The 19404-nt window shown below is 57.8% G+C and carries 19 protein-coding genes, 1 tRNA gene and 1 pseudogene; 9 read left to right on the top strand and 12 right to left on the bottom strand.

Annotated elements, in window-relative coordinates; all coding sequences use genetic code 11:
- Positions 1–108: 108 nt before the first annotated feature.
- From JJB09_RS21285 to JJB09_RS21260, 6 genes are all read right to left on the bottom strand, one after another.
- Positions 109–540 (bottom strand): hypothetical protein, encoded by a 432-nt coding sequence (locus JJB09_RS21285; protein ID WP_201663100.1) that lies wholly within the window; start codon positions 538–540, stop codon positions 109–111.
- Between the two features lie 520 nt (positions 541–1060).
- On the bottom strand, positions 1061–1840 hold the full coding sequence (locus JJB09_RS21280) for a calcium-binding protein (protein WP_201663099.1): 780 nt from the start codon (positions 1838–1840) through the stop codon (positions 1061–1063).
- A 175-nt stretch (positions 1841–2015) separates the two neighbouring features.
- A complete protein-coding gene (locus JJB09_RS21275; RefSeq protein WP_201663098.1) occupies positions 2016–2780 on the bottom strand; it encodes a DUF6538 domain-containing protein in 765 nt (254 codons plus the stop codon).
- A 144-nt stretch (positions 2781–2924) separates the two neighbouring features.
- A tRNA-Arg gene (locus JJB09_RS21270) sits at positions 2925–3001 on the bottom strand.
- A 151-nt stretch (positions 3002–3152) separates the two neighbouring features.
- Entirely contained in the window at positions 3153–4196 is a 1044-nt protein-coding gene (locus tag JJB09_RS21265) for a Gfo/Idh/MocA family protein (protein WP_201663097.1), read from the bottom strand.
- A 13-nt stretch (positions 4197–4209) separates the two neighbouring features.
- A complete protein-coding gene (locus JJB09_RS21260) occupies positions 4210–4995 on the bottom strand; it encodes a ThuA domain-containing protein (protein ID WP_201663096.1) in 786 nt (261 codons plus the stop codon).
- 320 nt (positions 4996–5315) lie between these two features.
- Here JJB09_RS21260 and JJB09_RS21255 point away from each other — a divergent pair, with 320 nt between their 5' ends.
- Positions 5316–5720: a group II truncated hemoglobin gene (locus JJB09_RS21255; protein ID WP_201663095.1), complete on the top strand. Its 405-nt coding sequence runs from the start codon at positions 5316–5318 to the stop codon at positions 5718–5720.
- Positions 5717–6082, top strand: a complete 366-nt coding sequence (locus JJB09_RS21250; RefSeq protein ID WP_201663094.1) for a DUF423 domain-containing protein — start codon at positions 5717–5719, stop codon at positions 6080–6082. Before JJB09_RS21255 ends, JJB09_RS21250 begins: the two co-directional genes overlap by 4 nt.
- Positions 6083–6117: 35 nt before the next feature.
- Here JJB09_RS21250 and JJB09_RS21245 read toward each other — a convergent pair whose 3' ends face one another.
- From JJB09_RS21245 to pobA, 5 genes and pseudogenes are all read right to left on the bottom strand, one after another.
- On the bottom strand, positions 6118–6507 hold the full coding sequence (locus JJB09_RS21245) for a bleomycin resistance protein (RefSeq protein WP_201663093.1): 390 nt from the start codon (positions 6505–6507) through the stop codon (positions 6118–6120).
- Positions 6507–6820 (bottom strand): annotated as a pseudogene (hmuQ, locus tag JJB09_RS21240) (heme-degrading protein HmuQ). Before hmuQ ends, JJB09_RS21245 begins: the two are co-directional and overlap by 1 nt.
- A gap of 12 nt (positions 6821–6832) precedes the next feature.
- The gene (locus JJB09_RS21235; protein WP_201663092.1) at positions 6833–7054 is read right to left on the bottom strand and encodes a hypothetical protein; all 222 of its coding nucleotides are present in this window, start codon (positions 7052–7054) and stop codon (positions 6833–6835) included.
- Positions 7051–7449, bottom strand: a complete 399-nt coding sequence (locus JJB09_RS21230) for a DUF2325 domain-containing protein (protein WP_201663091.1) — start codon at positions 7447–7449, stop codon at positions 7051–7053. The genes JJB09_RS21235 and JJB09_RS21230 overlap by 4 nt, the downstream gene beginning before the upstream one ends.
- Positions 7450–7603: 154 nt before the next feature.
- A complete protein-coding gene (pobA, locus tag JJB09_RS21225) occupies positions 7604–8773 on the bottom strand; it encodes a 4-hydroxybenzoate 3-monooxygenase (RefSeq protein ID WP_201663090.1) in 1170 nt (389 codons plus the stop codon).
- Positions 8774–8940: 167 nt separating this feature from the next.
- Here pobA and JJB09_RS21220 point away from each other — a divergent pair, with 167 nt between their 5' ends.
- Complete coding sequence (locus JJB09_RS21220; protein WP_201663089.1) at positions 8941–9837, top strand: helix-turn-helix domain-containing protein; 897 nt, start codon at positions 8941–8943, stop codon at positions 9835–9837.
- A gap of 9 nt (positions 9838–9846) precedes the next feature.
- Here the strand turns inward: JJB09_RS21220 and JJB09_RS21215 are convergent, their stop codons facing one another.
- Positions 9847–13773 carry a beta strand repeat-containing protein gene (locus JJB09_RS21215; RefSeq protein WP_201663088.1) on the bottom strand — a complete coding sequence of 1309 codons (3927 nt, stop codon included), beginning with the start codon at positions 13771–13773 and terminating at the stop codon, positions 9847–9849.
- Between the two features lie 300 nt (positions 13774–14073).
- Here JJB09_RS21215 and JJB09_RS21210 point away from each other — a divergent pair, with 300 nt between their 5' ends.
- The 6 genes from JJB09_RS21210 (at position 14074) to JJB09_RS21185 (ending at position 19331) form a co-directional block, all read left to right on the top strand.
- Positions 14074–14493 (top strand): CopD family protein, encoded by a 420-nt coding sequence (locus JJB09_RS21210; protein WP_201663087.1) that lies wholly within the window; start codon positions 14074–14076, stop codon positions 14491–14493.
- 87 nt (positions 14494–14580) lie between these two features.
- Positions 14581–15942, top strand: a complete 1362-nt coding sequence (locus JJB09_RS21205) for an NAD(P)-dependent oxidoreductase (RefSeq protein ID WP_201663086.1) — start codon at positions 14581–14583, stop codon at positions 15940–15942.
- A gap of 13 nt (positions 15943–15955) precedes the next feature.
- On the top strand, positions 15956–17269 hold the full coding sequence (preA, locus tag JJB09_RS21200) for an NAD-dependent dihydropyrimidine dehydrogenase subunit PreA (RefSeq protein WP_201663085.1): 1314 nt from the start codon (positions 15956–15958) through the stop codon (positions 17267–17269).
- Between the two features lie 108 nt (positions 17270–17377).
- Positions 17378–17866 (top strand): hypothetical protein, encoded by a 489-nt coding sequence (locus tag JJB09_RS21195; RefSeq protein ID WP_201663084.1) that lies wholly within the window; start codon positions 17378–17380, stop codon positions 17864–17866.
- A gap of 137 nt (positions 17867–18003) precedes the next feature.
- The gene (locus JJB09_RS21190; RefSeq protein ID WP_201663083.1) at positions 18004–18474 is read left to right on the top strand and encodes a carboxymuconolactone decarboxylase family protein; all 471 of its coding nucleotides are present in this window, start codon (positions 18004–18006) and stop codon (positions 18472–18474) included.
- Positions 18474–19331, top strand: a complete 858-nt coding sequence (locus JJB09_RS21185) for a sigma-70 family RNA polymerase sigma factor (RefSeq protein ID WP_201663193.1) — start codon at positions 18474–18476, stop codon at positions 19329–19331. Before JJB09_RS21190 ends, JJB09_RS21185 begins: the two co-directional genes overlap by 1 nt.
- Positions 19332–19404: the final 73 nt, after the last annotated feature.

Genomic DNA, 19404 nt, shown 5'->3' with positions numbered 1-19404 from the left:
GCGGACCACTGCGGACTGAAGGCCTGCCGGGCTCTTCATTTTCAAAACGGCGAGCCGACCAGCGGGCCGGCTCCTCCTGACGTCAATGCGCAGGCGCAAGATTAGCTATCAACCCGTGAAAAGCGCGCGCAACCGCGCAAAGAGGCTGGTTCGCCCGCTTAAGATCTCGCGAACGCGGCGCGCTGCATCGGCGCCACTTACGGTGTTGCCGAAATGGCAAAAGCACACAATCCGATGCAGTTGCTCATCGTTGATTTCGAAGAATCGTGTCGCATCATCATAAGTATCGCCATGCAAGCCGGCGGCTCGAAGGACCGGATCTTTGAACGCTACCGAAATTGGGGTGCCGTCAGCGCGCATTGCAGCGCGCCACGCTTTTGGTTCGTACTCTGTTTCACGCAGTGTCGAGAGCTGATGATGCGAGACTTGTTCCAGAAGTTCCGCCCAACGCGCCAGCCGATCGGTACGCGGCAAGGAGGAACGAAGAAAATCTCCAGTCGCGCCAATGGACTGCAATTGTTCAAATGTCTGGTGTTTCACAATAGCCTCCATTCACAGGATGGTTGCTCGGTTGCGCCTACTGACGTTAGCCGTGGCGCCAAAACCCCGACGATGTTAAGCCCTGTCTGCTCCGTTGTCCGCTCACTTAAAATTGACAAGGATCCGAAACGGCACCTAGCGCAAGACGCCTAATCTTAGTGCGTAAATTCGTAGCCAGCAGAAGTAGCCGCAACTAATTTAACGCTGCCGCATTTCCACCGTATGGAAATCTGCCCACCCAAGAAATCCGGCCAATACAGGCGACGCATCGTGGATTGTCGCGATGCAGTAGCGCCCGAGTTTCAAAAACTGACGGCGCATGGAGCGGTTCCCCAACTTACGACAGACGAAATCAAATCGCACTTGTTTGAAGCGGGAAAGGCCGCCGGATGGGGTGAAGGCGAAATAATTACCGCAGTTGCAATGTTGGTGAAGGATCAAAAGACTAATCGCTCACCGAAACGCTGAGCACCGAGACCAATTTCAGGCTCCTGGGAGAACGCTTGCCACAGGCAGTGCACTAAGGAGATCTCAAGGTATCCGCGCCCCTTATGTTAATTGAAGCTGCTAGGCTCGCCGCGATAAAAGCCTCGCGCGCGGCCTCATCCGTGTCGCCCTGGACGATCGTAAGGCCGCCCTGCTTTTCGAACCGCAGTTCGCCGGCCTTGCCATGAAACTCGCTGGCACCGATGAACTTGAACGCTTGATTTCCGCGAGCAGACTCGTTTGCGTCGATCGCCGAGAGATCGATCGTATCATTCTGCTGCTGAGAAAAGTCGGTAATCTTGTCGCGGTTGAAGGTATTGCTTTCACTGGTGCGCGTGAACACAAATGTATCCGCGCCTTTTTCGCCGCTCACGATATCGCGGCCTGCACCGCCAGTCAGCGTGTCATTACCGTCACCGCCCTTGAGAATGTCATTTCCGCCCTTTCCCAACAGCCGATCGTTGCCGCCATAACTAAAGGCAACATCGTCGCCCTGTCCGCCAACGAGGAGATCCTTGCCTGACATCGCGTTTTTGATCAGGCGAAAATCGTCGGCAGTCGAGAATGTTTCTGCTGCATCGACGATCTTTGTGACCGAAACGTTGAGCCCATCGACCACGGCAAGCCTGCTACTATGGCTGAAAATCGCATAGCTCTTGACGGTTCCGTCAGTTGGCGTGCCGTCATTGGCATACCGAAACCCGGACCCGCGAAACTCGTCGGCCCATCCATTGGAGTAGGTGATCCGAAACACACTTCCAGTCTGGACGAAACGATACCCGTAAAACATGGTGCTAAAGTCGATGTCGCGCATGTCAAAACCGGAATTTCCGGTAACGGTAACCTTCGTCATTTTATACTCCAAATGCCAGACGGACATGGCATATGGCTAACACACTGGCAAGTCGCCGAAATACTGGCACATCTGGGAGGATGGGCGGAGGGCGGTGCCCCGCCTTCTGCAGCTTAACTATCAGCCAACCCTCTTCTCAAACTACTTCGTAAATATCGACCGTGAGGGTTGGATTAAGGTCGGCATGGCACTGAGCCTTCCGCAATTGATCATCAAGTCCGAGCGACAAGCGCTCGTTTGCCGTCCGAATGACATGGGCCATGTGAATCAGATCTTTGTTTGCCGAGTTTGCCACCAGACCCTCTGATCGCATCTCGTCCCGCCACCAGTCGCGGAACTTCAGCATATCGGCCCTTGCGATCGACGCGAGCTCCTTGTTGCCAATCTGGGCAACCAAGTTCTTTATGGCTTTGATCTTTGGGTTCCGCCAGCGCCGAATCTGGTCGGCGCTCTTGCCGATTTCCTTGTCGGCTTCATGTTCCCAGAAAACCTCGAGGGCCTTCTCAATCGTCACGCCGGGCTCTTTTACGGCTCCGAGCAGGGCCACCGCTTCAATGCGATCGGGGCTGTCGCGGCGAAGGGGGATTTTCGAGACCCGTTGCAAACGCTCGGCAAGTGGGAGTTGGGCGACGTCCACTGCTGGCAGGTAGGAAAACCCGCGGCGCACGGCGATCTGTCTGGCGGCGGCAAAGCGGAGTTCCGCATCTTCCATGTCGCCGTCCAGGCGCGCCTGCCATCCGTCAAGCAGTTGCCGCCACGCGACCGTCGCTTTCAGCTTCGCATCTTCCTCATCGCCAGTATGGAGACTGAGCCAGATGATTTTGCGATCTTCGATTGAAGAAAAGCGAACCGGAACTTCGCGGCGCAGGTGAAATTTCTTGTTGCGTAAAACGATTGCCATGCAAGGAAGATAGCGGACCAACCGCGATGCAATCAAGTGCCGCCAATTGCAAATACCGTAGCAAGAACCGTAGCAAAATCAACTTAATCTGCGTAGAAAACGCAGAAAAATAGTGCAATATCAAATGTTTGGCAGAGAAATAAATGGCGCACCCGACAGGATTCGAACCTGTGACCTTTGGAATCGGAATCCAACACTCTATCCAGCTGAGCTACGGGTGCTTCGGGCGGATCAGTTCCGCCTGCCGGTGAGGTCTCATAGCCCAGGACCAGCACACATTCAAGTCGCCCGGGCCGCGGGCGACACATTTTATGTTGATGGGTAAATGTCGGCACTCTCGCGTCTCGTGGCAGGAGAGTGCCGGCACTTGTGTCAGAGCGCGGCCTCGCGCCGTTGCTTCTCGGTGACGAAAGCGAGGTCCAGCGCCTTCTGCAGATTGGCCGCATGACGGAAATCGGGTTCACCATTCCGGCCCGTTTTCACCGCCGCGGCGAAACGCTCGTAGTTGGTCGGCACCTTGCCTGCATCGATTTCCTGCCATTCCGCCAGTTCGGCATGCGCGCCAGTGCAGGCCTTGAGCCATGAGCCCTTGAGCGTATGCAGCACCTCGATGCCGCCTTTGTCTCCATAGATCCTCAGCTTCAGGTCGTTGAAATGGCCCGCCGCCCAGCGCGTGGCGTGGATGACGCCGAGCGCGCCGTTGGAAAAATCGACAGACATGGTGAAGCTGTCATTGGCATCGAGCGAATAGTCGCCGATCTTGCCGCCTTCGGCTTTGTCGAAGGTCTTGAGGCGGCCGAATATGTGGTCGATCTCGAGGCCCGCTCCATAAGAGGCGAAATCGAGAATATGGATGCCGATATCGCCGAGCACGCCATTGGAACCATGGGCTGTTGATAGACGCCACAGCCACTGGCTTTCTGTCCGCCAGTCTCCCCATTGCTTCGAAATTAGCCAGCTCTGCAGGTAGGATGCCTCTACATGCTTGACCGAGCCGATTTCGCCCGCCAGCACCATGTCCCGCGCCTTCTGTAGCGGTGCGACATTACGATAGGTCAGGTTGACCATGTTGATCAATCCGGCAGCTTCCGCCGCATCGGCCATTTCACTGGCGAGCGCATGGTTTTCCGCCAGCGGCTTTTCGCAGAACTGATGCTTGCCGGCCTTGACGAGTTGCATCGTGGTAGGGTGATGGGCGCGATCCGGCGTCACATTGGCCACCGCTTCGAACTTGCCCCAGGCGATCGCCTCATCAAGCGAACCGAAGGTGTTGGCGATCTTGTGTTTTTCCGCAAAGGCCGAAACGCGAGCTGGATCGACATCGACCGCGCCGACCATTTCGACGCCATCGATCTTGGCGAAATTCTCGGCATGGGTGTTGGCCATGCCGCCGGTTCCGAGAATCAGGAGACGCATCGGCAATTTCCTCTCACTTATATCCGTCTTCGCCTGCTTCGTGCAGCTTGGCGCCACGTTCGACGATCGGCTCCAGCGCCACCTCGACCGGCACGTTCGGCGCCTCGAGCACCGCCTTGATCGGGGGTATCGGGTTGTGTGCCCATTTGACCGCGTTTTGCAGGACCGTCTGCACTTCCGGCTGATGGAAAGTCGGATAGGTCTCGTGACCAGGACGGAAGTAGAACACATTGCCGGCGCCACGACGCCACGTCATGCCGGACCGGAACACCTCTCCGCCCTGGAACCAGGAAATGAACACGGTTTCCAGCGGCTCCGGCACTGAAAAGTGCTCGCCATACATTTCCTCGTTCTCGATGACGAAATGTTCCCCGAGTCCAGCAGCAATCGGATGTCCCGGATTGACGACCCAGACGCGTTCACGCTCGCCCGCTTCACGCCATTTCAGCGCGCAGGGGGTACCCATCAGCCGCTTGAAGATCTTGGAGAAATGGCCGGAATGCAGCACGATCAGCCCCATGCCCTCGTACACCCGCTTGGCGACGCGTTCGACAATCACGTCATCGACACCGCCATGGTCGCGGTGCCCCCACCAGACGAGGACGTCGGTATTGTCCAGCCGCTCTTGGCTCAGCCCGTGTTCGGGTTCCTGCATCGTCGCTGTGGTGGCGGCAATCGCACCATCGGCGTTCAGTGCATTCGCAATCGTCTGATGCATGCCGTCGGGATAGAGCTCTGCAACGGCCTTGTTGATACGTTCATGAATATTCTCACCCCAGACGACTGTACGGATGGCCATCGCTTGCTCCTGACTACGGATCTCACAATTTGAAAGCGCTTTCAATGCCGGGTAAAATAGTAGCTCTGCCTGCTTCTGGCAAGCCCACATTTTCCTTCCATCTCAACTTGCTTGCATCAAAGACCATCGTTCAGGATACGAAAGCGCTTTGAAAACACGCCCGCCGAGCGCTGGTTTCCATCGTAGCGAACTTTGTTCGGACGCGGAGCATCGGGATTTTCCGTTCAGCGCCGTTGCGCGCGGCATTTGTCGGCCTGCACGGATAGACAGGCACGCTTTGCCACATTGACCGGCTGAACGTCACGCGCCATATGGGGGGCATGAGCGAAGAAACAATCACACTTTACGAGGCGATCGGCGGCGATGCTACGATCCGCAAGCTCGTCCGCCGGTTCTACGAGCTGATGGACACGTTGCCAGAAGCAAGTGCCTGCCGCGCAGTACATCCGCCGAGCCTCGCCAATGCCGAACAGAAGCTCTATGAGTACCTGACCGGATATCTCGGCGGCCCACCTGTTTATGTCGAGAAATATGGCCATCCACGCCTTCGCTCCCGGCATTTCGTCGCGCCCATCGGGGCCGAGGAACGCGACGGCTGGATCCTCTGCTTCAGGCAGGCGATGGGCGAGACGATCGAACACCCAAAGCTTCGCGAGATCATCTGGGCGCCGATCGAAAAGCTCGCCCACCACATGCAGAACAAGGACGAGGGCATTACCGGATGAACCCTGGATTTTTCCCGCGACTGACGCTCTTTTTCGCCGGTATCATTGGCGCGCTCGGCGTAGCCTTCTCCGCCATGGCCGCACATGGCGAGGATCCGCGGCTGATCGGCGCTGCGGCAGCGGCCTGCATAGCGCAGGCACCTGCCCTGCTCGCTCTCTCGTTCGGCTACGAGAAAATCCGGACCGCCGTCATCGCAAGCGTGCTGATCAGCTTCGGCTGCATCCTGTTTGCGGGAGACCTGCTGTTCCGCAACAAATACGGTTATGGGCTCTTCCCGATGTCGGCACCCACTGGCGGCACGATGATGATATTGGGCTGGGTAGCGGTCGCGGCCGGCGCGCTTTTCCGGAAGCAGGCGTAGAAAAACGCCCGATAAAGAGGCTAGATAGCAAGGATCTATTTCCCCGGAATTCGCCCAAATTTCAAAATGTTGCCGTGCGGATCCCAGACATAGAACTCTTCCATGTTCCACGGGCGGACTGTCATCGGCGTCAGCTTGGGAGTCTCGCGTTTGGTGAATTCGGCGTGCAGCGCGTCGATGCCTCCGCCCCTGATATAGATACCGGAATTCTCGCACAAATGACGTTCGTCCGTCAGCCAGAAGTGCACTTCCAACGGGCTATCGAGAAAGTCGCGCCGCAGGATGAGATAGTCCCTGTCCTCGTAGACGATTTCGTCAAAGCCAAGGAAATCGCGGTAGAAATCCCGGCTCTCCGCGATCGAGAGCGAGGGGAGCATCGGCAGAACCTCGACGCGGTCGTCATCGCTGAGGGGGTGCGTGCGCATCAGGCGCCCTCCACCACATTGAATCCCTCGAAAACCGGCGGCCCCTTGTAGAGATGCCGTTTGTCGGACGCGCTCTTGTGGGCCTGTCGGAGTTTTCAGATTTGGTCCAGGCAATAAAATCTGCCTCTGACGACCAGATCGCATGCGAGGAAAACAACGTGTATCCCTCCTCCGGCATGGTCTTGCCACGCAGCAATTTGAACTCGACAAACCCGGGAACCCCATCAAGGGCCGAATCCCTGTTTTTCCAGACATCCTCGAATTCGAGTTCATAGCCTGTTGCGACCTTGAACCGGTTCATCGCGATGAACATCCTTAATCTCCCTCAGCGTCTCCGTTTTGCCAATAAATAGGGGCGGAAAGCGATTACATTGTCATTGCCTGCGCACTTTGTCGACGGATCTGAAGCCGGTGCATTGCGCTGGGACATCGGCTCTTGCTGCCGGTCCTGGTAAAGCGCGAGCAGTTCAGGGATCAAGCCGCCGCCGCGTTCGGCTGCAAGCTTGTGCAGTCCGATCATCATGAAATTGTCGGGCGCATTGCTCATTGCCGGAGGGCCTTTTCATGGAGTTCGTTCATCGCCCGCTCGAAACTGGATTTCGACCCGTTACGCAACGGCACGAAAGAGGTGCCGGTTTTCTTGCAGCCGGTCTTCACCCGCAGGCATGCATCATGGCTGATACAGTCGATCGGGCAGAAGACGCACTCAACGGACGGAAGTACCGTATCGATGCGCGATACCGCTTCACGCAACCCGCCGTCGTGGTGAATTAGCTCCGCACCGAAGTTCTCGGCAATCTGGCGAAGATGGGCAACCTGGCAGTCGCGGCCGCCCACATAGAGGATCGCGCGACCTCGCAGGCCCTCGCTGCCCTTCTCTGCCGGATCGACATTTTCCGACCGAACGTTACTCTGCCTGTTCTTGTGCGATTTTTTGGCCATCATCCCAATTCCGGTTGCGAACCGGGCCACTGGCGCGGCCCCTTGGAATGACAGATATATAAGTTGACTATCATAGTAAAGATTAAACTTGATAATTGTAGTCAATTTTAAAATGACGAGAGGCGCACCCAGACTGCAGCCATAGGGAGTAGCCTCAATAGGCAAGCCCCACATAATTTTCCGCAACCGAGGTTTGCGCCGCGAGCGAATGCGAGAGATAGTCGAGTTCGGCTTCCTGCACTTTCCGATCAAACTCTCCATGGGCCGGGAACCGATGCAGCAGGGACGTCATCGACCAGGAAAAACGCTCGGCTTTCCAGATGCGGGACAAGGCGCGCGCCGAGTAGGCGTCAATGCCCGCCATCGACTTTTCGAGGTAATGGTCCCACAGCCCCTCGAACAGGTAATGCACATCGGAGGCAGCAAGATTTAGACCTTTGGCACCTGTTGGAGGCACGATATGACCGGCATCGCCGACCAGAAAAAGCTTGCCGAAGCGCAGGGGTTCGGCGACATAGGAACGCAATGGTGCGATCGATTTCTCGATCGAGGGCGCGGTTTTCAGCGCTTCGGCAGTTTCTCGCGGCAAACGCCGCCGCAACTCGTCCCAAAATGTATCGTCGGACCATTGCTCGACGGTGTCCTCCAGTGGAACCTGCACGTAATAACGGCTTCGCGTCGCTGATCTCTGCGAGCAGAGCGCAAAGCCTCTGGCGTGGTTGGCGTAGATCAATTCGTGATGGACAGGCGCCACGTCGGCAAGCACGCCGAGCCAACCGAACGGGTAGACTTTCTCGAAGTGTGAGAGCCCCATGTCTTCGACCGCCTTGCGCGAAGCGCCGTGGAAGCCGTCGCATCCGGCAATGAAATCGCAATCGATGCGATGGGTGATGCCGTCCTTCTCATAGGTCACGAAGGCACCGACAGTGCCAAAATCATGCGGGGTGACGTTTTGTGCATCGTAGATCGTCTTGCCGCCCCGTTCCTCGCGATGGTCCATGAGATCGCGGGTGAGCTCGGTCTGACCATAGACGATGACATGCTTGCCGCTCAGTACCTTGAGGTCTATGCGATGCAATCTGCCATCGAAAGCCAAGCTGATGCCATCGTGGACCAGTCCTTCCGCATGCATGCGCGCGCCGGCCCCAGCTTGGTCGAGCAATTCCGCAGTGCCGGTCTCCAGCACGCCGGCACGGATACGTTTGAGAATGTAGGCCCGATCGACTCGTTCGAGAATGACGTTGTCTATGCCTGCGTCTGTCAAAAGCGCCCCGAGCAGAAGGCCTGAAGGTCCGGACCCGATGATCGCTACCTGAGTTCGCATGACTTTTCCTCCACTTGTACTGGAAATCGCAATTCCCGAGCTCCTCAACCCTTGCCAAATGATAATTCGCCGGTCACACTCGCAGAATGCAGTTTTCGGCCAGAGAATTGCATTTTCCGAACACAGGCGTTGAGGAGCGTCTAGCGTTTCGGTTGCCAGGAGGAGGCATGAAGACCAACGTCCCGACCTACGGCCTTTACGGTGAGGCGAGCGAAGCCGTGCCGGATTTCTGGATTCACACTGAATCTATTTCCGAACGCAGCAGCCGATTCAACTGGGAGATCAAGCAGCATCGGCATGAGAATTTTTTTCAGATCCTGCAGATTCGCAGTGGAACTGGCGACGCCTGCATCGACAGCAATATCCATAGGCTAAATGCGGGATCGATCGCTTTCATACCGGAGAAGGTTACCCACGGCTTCAGGTTTTCGCGCGACATCGATGGTCAGATTATCACGACCTTGACCAGCCGGCTTCCGATCTATGCGCAACGTACCGTGCGCCTGCGCGCCTTCATCGCCAGATCAAGGCTGCTGGACCTGGACCAACAGGATGCCGACGCGCGATACCTCATTGACACGCTCGATCGTATTCAGGGCGAGTTGGCGACGGGTTTTGGTGCGCGCGATGGGCTGATCGAGGTCTATCTACAGATAGCACTGACGTTGGCGGCAGGCTTCGAAATAGCCGACATGGGCGAAGACGCTTCAGCCAGCCGCGATCTCGCCCGCATTGGCCGACTCAATACCCTCATTGGCAAGCATTTTCGCGAGCATCTGCCGGTCGAATTCTATGCTCGCGAACTGAGCGTATCGGTCACCCACCTCAACAGGATCACCAAGGCCCAGACAGGGCGCACGATGAACGAATTGCTGAGCGACAAGATCGTTTCGCAGGCCAAACGCGATCTTGTCTTCACCAGCATGACGGCGCAGGAGATCGCCTATACCCTCGGATTTGCCGATCCCGCCTATTTCACTCGCTATTTTTCACGCGAGGCCGGTGAAACGCCACGGCAGTTCCGCGAGAAGGAGCGGCACCGCCAGTTGGCGCCGCAGCTATAGCACCGACGATCACATCCAGTCGAAATCGTTGGCCGACAGCGTCGTCAATCCCATGCCGTCGAGTTTGAGCACCATATCGGCCTGGCCGTTTCCGTCCGTGTCGATGTAGAGCGTATGGGTGGAGCCAGACCTCGAATAATAGGCTTGGGAATTGCCTTGACCGCTGAAGGCCGCCGTTGTTCCTAGCCACTGGAACTGCCCATTCAGAAGGCCATGAAACTCCAGCACATCCTTGTCTATGGCAAATCCCGTAATGACATCGGTGGCGCTGGCTGTCGACTGGTTGGTCTTGGTGAATATGAATGCGTCTGAACCCGTTCCGGCAATAACACGATCGGCGGCCTCACCCATATAGAGACGATTCGACCCAGCATTGAGTTCAACATAGGCGCTGCGATTGCCTGTCAGGTAAATCGTATCGGCAAATGCACTTCCATGAACGTTCTCGACATTTGCCACAGAGACCGTCGAGGCAGAGGAAAGGCGCAAATGATCCTCGCCGCCGAGGAGATCGATGAAAGCGTTGGAGATGCTGCCGAGATAGGTGATGTCGTCTTCCGACGACGAGCCGATCACCGTCTCGACACCTTGTACCGTGACCACTGCACTTTCCATGAAAGTCACCTTGTCCAGTCCAGTACCGAGGTTGATCAGGCCTTCGCTCATCGGAGTCAGCACCACCACGGTATCCGACCCGGTGCCACCGACCACCGTTTCGGTGTTGCTCACCGTGACCAGGTTTGTGAAGTTTCCGAGCCCGACGCGGTCGTCGCCTTCGCCCAGATCGAAGATCAGTCCAGAGGCCTGGCTGTCGACCTTGAGCCAGTCTGATCCCGCACCGCCAATGACGGTCTCGACGTCCTTGATGGTGATCGAGCTGCCATAGTCGCTGAGCTGAAGCATATCGTTGCCTCCCCCCAGCGAAATCAGGCCGACATATTTTTCCGCACCTGCGAGCAGTATATGATCATGCTGGGTGCCGCCGATAATCGTTTCGGCGCCGGCAACGGTTACGGTGTTGACGAAGTTCGCCAGCGTGAGCTTGTCATAGCCCTCTCCGAGATCAATATAGCCGTCGACGAATGCTGTCCCGATAACGATTGAATCGTTGTTCGAACCACCGAGGATCATCTCGACGTCCGATAAAGCCGCCGTCACGCCTGCTGTGGATGCTGACCAATCTACCGTGTCATGCCCATCGCCGAGGTTGATCGTCGCGCCGGCCAACGACTGTTCGATGGTGACGTAATCGTCGCCTGCCGAACCGATCACCGTCTCGACCTTGACGATGGTCACCGTGGTGGCGACCGCCGAAAAATCGAGCATGTCATTGCCGCCGCTGAGATTGAAATAGCCTCCCTCGAAGGGTCCTTCGATCGTCACGAGGTCACTGAGCGAACCACCCACTACGCTTTCGACGTTCGCAAGCGTTACCGTGCTGCCGTTGTTGCTGAAGGTGATGCTGTCGTAGCCATATCCGAGGTCAATAAGGCCGCCGGTATAGCCTTTTGTAACCGTGATGAGATCGCTGCCATTGCTACCGATCACAGATTCGATCGCCTCGATTGTCAATGTTGACCCCTCGGCCTCGATGTAAAGTGTATCGAAGCCCCCGCCCAAATTGATCGACCCGCCCGTCATCGCGTCGGTCACGGTGACGGTATCATTGCCGTCCCTGCCGATGACAGTTTCGATGCCGGATACGGTTACCGTGCTGCCGCTACTGGCAAGCGTGAGCTTGTCCATACCTTCGCCAAGATTGAAGGTACCGCCCTCGCCGTTCGCAATCGTCACGACGTCATTGCTGAGCCCGCCGACAACCGTCTCGACGTTGGCGACGGTGAATGTGAACCCGGTATCTCCAAGTTTGATCGTGTCATTTCCACCGCCAAGATCGAAATAACCCGTGGCATATGCGCCCGAGAGCGTGAGTTCATCGTCTGCTTCGCCGCCGTTGACGATATCCACGCCCAAGACCGTCAACGTTGCACCCTCATCGCTGAGGATCAGTGTGTCCGTGCCGCGGCCTAGATCGACAAAGCCGCTCTCATAGGCACCGATCAGCGTGATATGGTCCGCGCCGGTGCCGCCGATGATGGATTCGACATTCTGCACCGAGACGAAATTGGCATAGTTGTCGAGCTTGAGTGTGTCATTGCCGTCGCCCAGATCGATATAGACCCCTTCAGCCGTATTGCCGATCGACACGACATCGACACCTGTGTCACCAAGAACGGTTTCGACATTCCTGACGGTGATCGTCCCGCCATTACTGGAGAGCTGGAGTGTATCATTGCCACCCTTCAGGTCGATCACCGCAGAGACCGCCGCCCTTTCGAACGAGACGAAATCGTCGCCACCCGCACCAATAATGGTCTCGACACCGGCGACCGAGATGGAGTTACCGCCGTTTGCAAGGTAGAGCGTGTCGTTGCCTGCCTTGAGGTCGATGTAAGTCCCGTTACTGGGAGCGCTGAGATAGATCGTGTCGGCGCCCGAACTGCCCAAAATCGACTCGACATTCACAACTGTCACAGTGCTCGCGCCAGAGCCTTGCAGGGCCAATGTGTCGTTGCCGTCCCCAAGATCGACCGTGGACTTTGCCGCCAGGATCTTCAGCGCGACATAGTCGTCGCCGCTGCCGCCATTGACGGTTTCTGTGGCCTCGACAGTCAGCGAGTTATCGCCGTCAGCGAGCGTCAGCATATCGTTGCCGGCGCCGAGGCTGATCGTGCCGCCGCTGATCGTCGTGTCAAGTGTGATGATATCGCTGGAGATATTGCCAACGACCGTCTCGATATTCGCGACAGTCAACGTGTTGTCGAACTTGCCGAGCGCGAGCTTGTCGCCGCCCTCGCCAAGATTGATGATCCCGCCCGAGTAAGCTGTCAGGAATGTAACGACGTCCGATTTCGCCCCCCCGAAGATCGACTCGACATTGCTGACGGTGATCGTGCCACCGAAATCGGAGAAGTAGATCGTGTCGATGCCATCCTTGAGATCGATCGACACGCCGGTAGCCAGCGCATTGAAAACCACAATGTCATTCTTCGAGTTGCCAACGATCGTCTCGATGCTATCGACGGAGAGGCTGTTGTCGAAATTTGCAAGCGTCAACGAGTCCAGTCCGGCTCTGAGGTTGACGAACCCGCCGTCGATCCCTGTCTTCAGCGTGACCGTGTCGCTTTGGGACGCTCCGTAAATTGTCTCTACGTTGGAAACTGCGACGCTGTTGATGCCGGCTCCAAGATCCAGCCGGTCGTCTCCGGCTCCGAGATCGATCACCGCCTTACTGGCGGCGGTGTGCAATATGACAGTGTCCTCGCCGCTTCCCGAGGTGATGGTCTCGACATTCGAAACTGTCGCCTTCGCGCCCTCGTCGCCGAATATCAGACTGTCCTTTCCCTCCTTGAGGTCGATGATGCCGCGATATTCGCCAGCGACGGTCACGATATCCGACGATTTGCCACCATTGATGATCTCGATACCGGCGACGGTCAGGTTGTTCTGGAACGCGCCGAGCGTAAGCCTGTCACTGCCTTCACGGAGATCGATGAAGACATTGTTGGCTCGCCCCGACAGGGTAATCGTTTCGGAGGACTCGCCGCCAATCACGGTCTCGATGTTTGAAATCGTCGTCGTACCGCCACGTTCGGAAAACGTCAGGATATCGTTGCCGCCACCCAGATGGATGTTGCCAGAAGTAATCGCGGTCACCAGCGTGACCTGGTCGTTGCCACCTTGGGAGACCAGAGACTCAATGTTGGAAATCGTCACCTTGTTGTTGAAGTTGCCAAGCCGCAGAATGTCATAGCCGTTCTTCAGATCCAGTTGGCCGCCATTGACCCTCGATGTGACGGTAATGATGTCCCCGTAGTTTGTCCCGGAGATTGCGGAGATGTTGGAGACGGTTTTGATCAGACCGGATTTGGCCATGCTGGACTCCTTGTGTTCCAGTGGGAAATCGCGCAGTAAACGATTTATTAAGACTGGTTAATTTACGTTAATGGGCGGGAATATGCGGGCCGGGGCTGGAGCCAGGCTGGCAAAAAGGGCGTTTTGGCAAATTATTTCACGCTTCTAATATGTCGCGACTGCGATACGCGTTCGGGCGCATCCACACCACGCTACACCTCCAGCGGCACCAGTTGCTGACGGCGATGCCGTTCACGCAAACCCCATTTTACGCTACCTTTCTTCCGATGGCGGGGCTGCCATCACAACCGGAGAACGCACATGGATTACTTCTTTTGGCTCAAGGCCGCTCATCTGGTGGCGGTTTTCATCTTCATCGGCGGCATGATCCTCAACGGCTTCCTGCTGCGCTATCTCAGGCCCGGCGTGCAGCAGTTGGATGCGGTCATTTCAGCCGCCCGCTTCTGGAACGGACCGATCATCGGATTTGCCTTGTTGCTGGTCTGGGTTCTGGGGCTGACGCTCGCCTATCTCGCGAGCTACTTCGCCGCCCCGTGGCTGATGGCCAAGATGGCGCTTGTGTTTCTTCTGAGCGGAATCCACGGCGCACAAGCGGCTGCCTTCAGGAAGATGCAGCAGATTCCGGCGCAACCTGTTTCGGCATTTCTTCGCAACTCGGCATTGGTGACGATGATCTTCGTTGCGGCCATCGTCCTTTTGGTCATCCTGCAACCATTTTGACGAGTGCCGCTTCAAAATTTTACCGTTTGATAAATTTTTAAAGCTTTGCTACGCTCCCTTCAAATAAACAAAAGGGGAATGTAGAAAATGACCAATCCTGCGCCCGGAATCCGTCCAGGCAGACTGGACCCACAGTCAATCGAGGCTAACTTTTCCGACCTGCATCCGGCCTACGGCCGGCATGAAGCGCTTGTCGCCTCGGACCGCTGCTATTTCTGTTATGACGCGCCCTGCATGACGGCCTGTCCCACCTCCATTGATATCCCGCTGTTCATCCGGCAGATATCGACTGGAAACCCGATCGGCGCCGCCAAGACGATTTTCGACCAGAACATTCTCGGCGGCATGTGCGCGCGGGTCTGTCCCACCGAAACGTTGTGCGAGCAGGCCTGCGTGCGCAACACAGCCGAGGAAAAGCCGGTGGAAATCGGCCGCCTGCAACGCTACGCCACCGATGCGGCGATGGCTGCCAACAAGCAATTCTACACCCGCGCCGAACCGACCCATCGTCGTGTCGCCGTGATTGGCGCTGGTCCCGCCGGCCTCGCCGCCGCCCACCGCCTCGCCATGAAAGGCCACCAGGTCATCGTCTTCGATGCCCGCGAAAAGGCTGGCGGCCTCAATGAATACGGCATCGCCGCCTACAAGGCGACCGACAGCATCGCCCAGCGCGAAGTCGATTACATCCTGGAAATCGGCGGCATCGAGATCCGCATCGGCCAGGCGCTCGGCCGGGACTTTACACTCGGCGAACTGACCGCCAATTTCGATGCCGTGTTCCTCGGCGTCGGCCTGGGCAGCGTCAACTCGCTTGGTGTCGATGGCGAGGATCTCGACGGCGTCGAGGATGCCGTCGACTTTATTTCCGACCTCCGCCAGGCCACGAACAAGGGCGAAGTCAGCATCGGCCGGCGCGTTGTCGTGCTCGGTGGCGGCATGACCGCAATCGACGCGGCCATCCAGTCGAAGCTGTTGGGTGCGGAAGAGGTGACGATATGCTATCGTCGCGGCAAGGACCAGATGAACGCCTCGGAATTCGAGCAGGATCTGGCCGCCTCCAAGGGTGTGACCATCCGCCATTGGCTGGCACCGAAATCGATCATCGGCAAGGACGGCAAGGTGGCCGGCATCGAAGTCGCCTACACCGCCATCAAGGACGGCAAGCTGGTGTCTACGGGCGAAGTCGGCATGATAGCCGCCGATCAGATCTTCAAGGCGATCGGCCAGAAGTTTGACGCAACCGGTCTCGACGCACTGAAACTGGAGGGAGGACGCATCGTCGTTGATGCCGAAGGACGAACCTCTGTCGAGGGCGTCTGGGCTGGCGGCGACTGCATTGTCGGCGGCGAAGACCTGACCGTTACGGCGGTCGCCAACGGTCGCGATGCGGCGGAATCGATTGATCGACAATTCGCAGCCGGACGTGCATCGTCCGCGGCGGTTGCGTAAGGGAGGATGAACAATGGCTGATATCAGAAACAACTTCGTCGGCATCAAGTCCCCCAATCCGTTCTGGCTGGCATCCGCGCCGCCGACCGACAAGGCCTACAATGTCGAGCGCGCCTTCAAGGCCGGCTGGGGCGGCGTGGTCTGGAAGACGCTGGGCGAGGAAGGCCCGCCGGTGGTCAACGTCAATGGTCCGCGCTATGGCGCCATCTGGGGCGCCGACCGCCGCCTGCTCGGTCTCAACAACATCGAACTGATCACTGATCGTCCCCTGCAGATCAACCTGCAGGAAATGAAGATGGTCAAGAAGAACTGGCCGGATCGTGCCATCGTCGCCTCGATCATGGTGCCCTGCGAGGAGGAAGCCTGGAAGGCGATCCTGCCGCTGGTCGAAGAGACCGAAGTCGATGGCATCGAACTCAATTTCGGCTGTCCGCACGGCATGTCCGAACGCGGCATGGGCGCTGCGGTCGGCCAGGTGCCGGAATATGTCGCCATGGTCGTGCGCTGGTGCAAGCAGTACAGCCGCATGCCGGTGATCACCAAACTGACGCCGAATGTCACCGACGTCCGCCGCCCGGCGCGGGCCGCCCACGAAGCCGGCACCGATGCCGTGTCACTGATCAACACCATCAACTCGATCACCGGCGTCGATCTCGACACCTGTTCCCCCACGCCGTCGATCGACGGCAAGGGTACGCATGGCGGCTATTGCGGCCCGGCCGTCAAGCCGATTGCCATGAACATGGTAGCGGAAATTGCCCGCGATGCCGAAACCCGCGGCCTGCCGATCTCGGCCATCGGCGGCGTGACAACCTGGCGCGATGCCGCCGAGTTCATGATGCTCGGCGCCGGCAACGTCCAGGTCTGCACCGCCGTCATGACCTATGGCTTCAAGATCGTCGAGGAAATGATCTCGGGCCTCGGAAACTGGATGGACGAGAAGGGCTATGCCACGCTCGACGATTTCAAGGGCAAGGCCGTGCCCAACGTCACCGACTGGCAATATCTCAACCTCAACTACATCGCCAAGGCCCAGATCGATCAGGATGCCTGCATCAAGTGCGGCCGCTGCCACATCGCCTGCGAGGACACGTCCCACCAGGCGATCACCTCGATGCTCGACGGCGTCAGGCATTTCGAAGTGATAGAAGAGGAATGCGTCGCCTGCAACCTCTGCATCGACGTCTGTCCGGTCGAGAACTGCATCACCATGGTGCCGCTTGCAGCGGGCAGCATGGACAAGCGCACCGGCAAGGTCGTCTCCGACCAGTACGCCAACTGGACCACGCATCCGAACAACCCGATGGCCAAGCAGGCCGCGGAGTAGGTTTCGCAACCTCTTAAACTTCAGAACCCCCGGTGACGGGGGTTTCATTTTGATTCTATGAGTTGGTAACGCGATGATACCGGCCGAGAATTTTTTGGATGGCATCCAATGACTGATCAGTCTGATATGCGTCAGAAACTGGATTCTTGCGTCTATGTGTCTCTCGAAAGTTTCGGACGTGGTGACCATGCCCTGGACCTCAAGCTCGTGGTTTTTGAAGCAAGATCAGTGGGAGAGTATGGCCCGATCTCAACAGGTTCATCGGCGATCGATGAAATCCTAGGGCCGGGCAGAGCGATCACCACACTGGCTGGTTTTTACGCATTCACTATCATATTCGAGAACTACGTGGCATTTTCCACCCGTAACGAGTCCTATGCTCTGGATTACAGCGAGGAATTCGGCGGGAAGCTTCTTCGCTCGTACCGAAAGTCGGGCTTCCTTGATCACGTCGCTGAAGCCACTTGGGCCACAGATAACCACCCCGGTCCACTCAACCACTTTTCTGTGGCCTGCCTCGACCACGTCGTTGATGTCGTTTGCACCGGTGATCCCATAATCTCAATGCGGACCGTGGAGGAAGCAGACCTCAAATAGGGCAGCACGCAAGCACCGCGACAGCGATGCACCTACAATATGCACCCGCGAATTCGGTCACAAAAAATTCGCCGTGCATGTCACACCGGCAATTCCTGTCTCGTCATGGTGTCGTAACCAACCAAGGAGACTGACCCATGACTGCCAAGCTCGATCCCTTCGCCGCCGCCCCTGCCCTGATGAAGAGCTGGATGGGCACATCCATGGCCGCTGCTGCCAGCCTGGAACCTTCACTCATCGAACTGGTCAAAATCCGCGCGTCCCAGATCAACGGTTGCGCCAACTGCATCAACATGCACACGGCGGAAGCCCGTGCGAAGGGCGAGACGGAACAGCGCATCTACCTTCTGTCGGCCTGGCGCGAGGCTCCTTGCTATTCCCTTCGCGAACGGGCCGCACTAGGCTGGACCGAAGCCCTGACGCGGCTTTCGGAAGGCCACGCGCATCAGAATGCCTATGAGGCGCTCAAGGACCAGTTCACCGAGGAGGAACAGGTGAAGCTCACGCTTATGATCAACGTCATCAATGGGTGGAACCGTCTCGCTGTCGGTTTCGGCCTGTGGATCGATCCAGCGGCGGCGAAGGCGGCCCAGGCGACGGCGGCCTGATGACGGGGTTCGGCCAGGAAGACGCAGCGACGACATTCGACCCGCTGCGTCCCAAGCTCATACGGGTCGCCTATCGGATGCTGGGATCCGTTGCCGATGCCGAAGACATGGTGCAGGAGGCGTTCATCCGCTGGATCCGGGCTGACCGCCCTTCGGTAAGGGAACCCGAAGCGTTCCTGCGCCGTACCGTCACCCGACTCTGCCTGGACCAGCTCAAATCCGCGCGGCGACAGCGCGAGACCTATGTCGGGCCGTGGCTTCCCGATCCTGTCGTTGAAGAGGAACAGGAGGAGGACGTCACCTTGCCACTGATGCTGGCGCTCGAACGCCTTTCTCCGCTCGAGCGGGCGGCCTTTCTACTGCACGATGTCTTTGGGCTGGGTTTCGAAGAGGTCGCAGAAACCATCCAGCGCGATCCGGCCGCCTGCCGTCAACTTGCAGCACGTGCCCGCAGCCACGTCCGAGAAGCACGGCCGCGCTTCAAGGTGGATCAACAGCACGGCCTTGAACTGGCGACGGCCTTCTTTACGGCCTCACGCAGCGGCGACATGAAGGCGCTCGGTGCAATGCTTGCAGCCGATGTCAGTATCCATGCCGATGGCGGCGGCAAGCGTTCTGCGGCAATCAAGCCGATCCTGGGCCTCGAAGCCGTCATGAATGTGCACGAGCATCTGGCAGCGCTGTTCATCAAGCACGGCTCACATCTCGTACACACCGGCTTCGTCAACGGGCTTCCCGGCTTCGTGACGCGAGAAGCGGATGGCGAACTGCAAACGACCGCGCTTGAAATCGAAGACGGCAAGGTCGTCGCCATCTATGTCGTGCGTAACCCGGACAAGCTGAAGCACTTGCACTGAGTGGCCTCAAAGCACCGGGCGGCTGCGTCAGTAAATTCTGCCGCAGCCGCCATTTTTAAGTGACGCGACGCTG

The sequence above is a fragment of the Phytoamicus setariae genome (assembly GCF_016722925.1).
GTDB lineage: Bacteria > Pseudomonadota > Alphaproteobacteria > Rhizobiales > Rhizobiaceae > Rhizobium_E > Rhizobium_E setariae.
Note: the sequence above shows the minus strand (reverse complement) of the source record. Positions and strands in the feature narration are given on the sequence as shown.

Coding starts and splice junctions, on each gene's coding strand:
- JJB09_RS21230 (WP_201663091.1), bottom strand. CDS start 7,449: ATGGCCAAAAAATCGCACAAGAACAGGCAGAGTAACGTTCGGTCGGAA.
- JJB09_RS21195 (WP_201663084.1), top strand. CDS start 17,378: ATGACTGATCAGTCTGATATGCGTCAGAAACTGGATTCTTGCGTCTAT.
- JJB09_RS21215 (WP_201663088.1), bottom strand. CDS start 13,773: ATGGCCAAATCCGGTCTGATCAAAACCGTCTCCAACATCTCCGCAATC.
- JJB09_RS21250 (WP_201663094.1), top strand. CDS start 5,717: ATGAACCCTGGATTTTTCCCGCGACTGACGCTCTTTTTCGCCGGTATC.
- JJB09_RS21190 (WP_201663083.1), top strand. CDS start 18,004: ATGACTGCCAAGCTCGATCCCTTCGCCGCCGCCCCTGCCCTGATGAAG.
- JJB09_RS21205 (WP_201663086.1), top strand. CDS start 14,581: ATGACCAATCCTGCGCCCGGAATCCGTCCAGGCAGACTGGACCCACAG.
- JJB09_RS21255 (WP_201663095.1), top strand. CDS start 5,316: ATGAGCGAAGAAACAATCACACTTTACGAGGCGATCGGCGGCGATGCT.
- JJB09_RS21210 (WP_201663087.1), top strand. CDS start 14,074: ATGGATTACTTCTTTTGGCTCAAGGCCGCTCATCTGGTGGCGGTTTTC.
- JJB09_RS21185 (WP_201663193.1), top strand. CDS start 18,474: ATGACGGGGTTCGGCCAGGAAGACGCAGCGACGACATTCGACCCGCTG.
- pobA (WP_201663090.1), bottom strand. CDS start 8,773: ATGCGAACTCAGGTAGCGATCATCGGGTCCGGACCTTCAGGCCTTCTG.
- JJB09_RS21280 (WP_201663099.1), bottom strand. CDS start 1,840: ATGCGCGACATCGACTTTAGCACCATGTTTTACGGGTATCGTTTCGTC.
- JJB09_RS21265 (WP_201663097.1), bottom strand. CDS start 4,196: ATGCGTCTCCTGATTCTCGGAACCGGCGGCATGGCCAACACCCATGCC.
- preA (WP_201663085.1), top strand. CDS start 15,956: ATGGCTGATATCAGAAACAACTTCGTCGGCATCAAGTCCCCCAATCCG.
- JJB09_RS21235 (WP_201663092.1), bottom strand. CDS start 7,054: ATGAGCAATGCGCCCGACAATTTCATGATGATCGGACTGCACAAGCTT.
- JJB09_RS21275 (WP_201663098.1), bottom strand. CDS start 2,780: ATGGCAATCGTTTTACGCAACAAGAAATTTCACCTGCGCCGCGAAGTT.
- JJB09_RS21245 (WP_201663093.1), bottom strand. CDS start 6,507: ATGCGCACGCACCCCCTCAGCGATGACGACCGCGTCGAGGTTCTGCCG.
- JJB09_RS21220 (WP_201663089.1), top strand. CDS start 8,941: ATGAAGACCAACGTCCCGACCTACGGCCTTTACGGTGAGGCGAGCGAA.
- JJB09_RS21260 (WP_201663096.1), bottom strand. CDS start 4,995: ATGGCCATCCGTACAGTCGTCTGGGGTGAGAATATTCATGAACGTATC.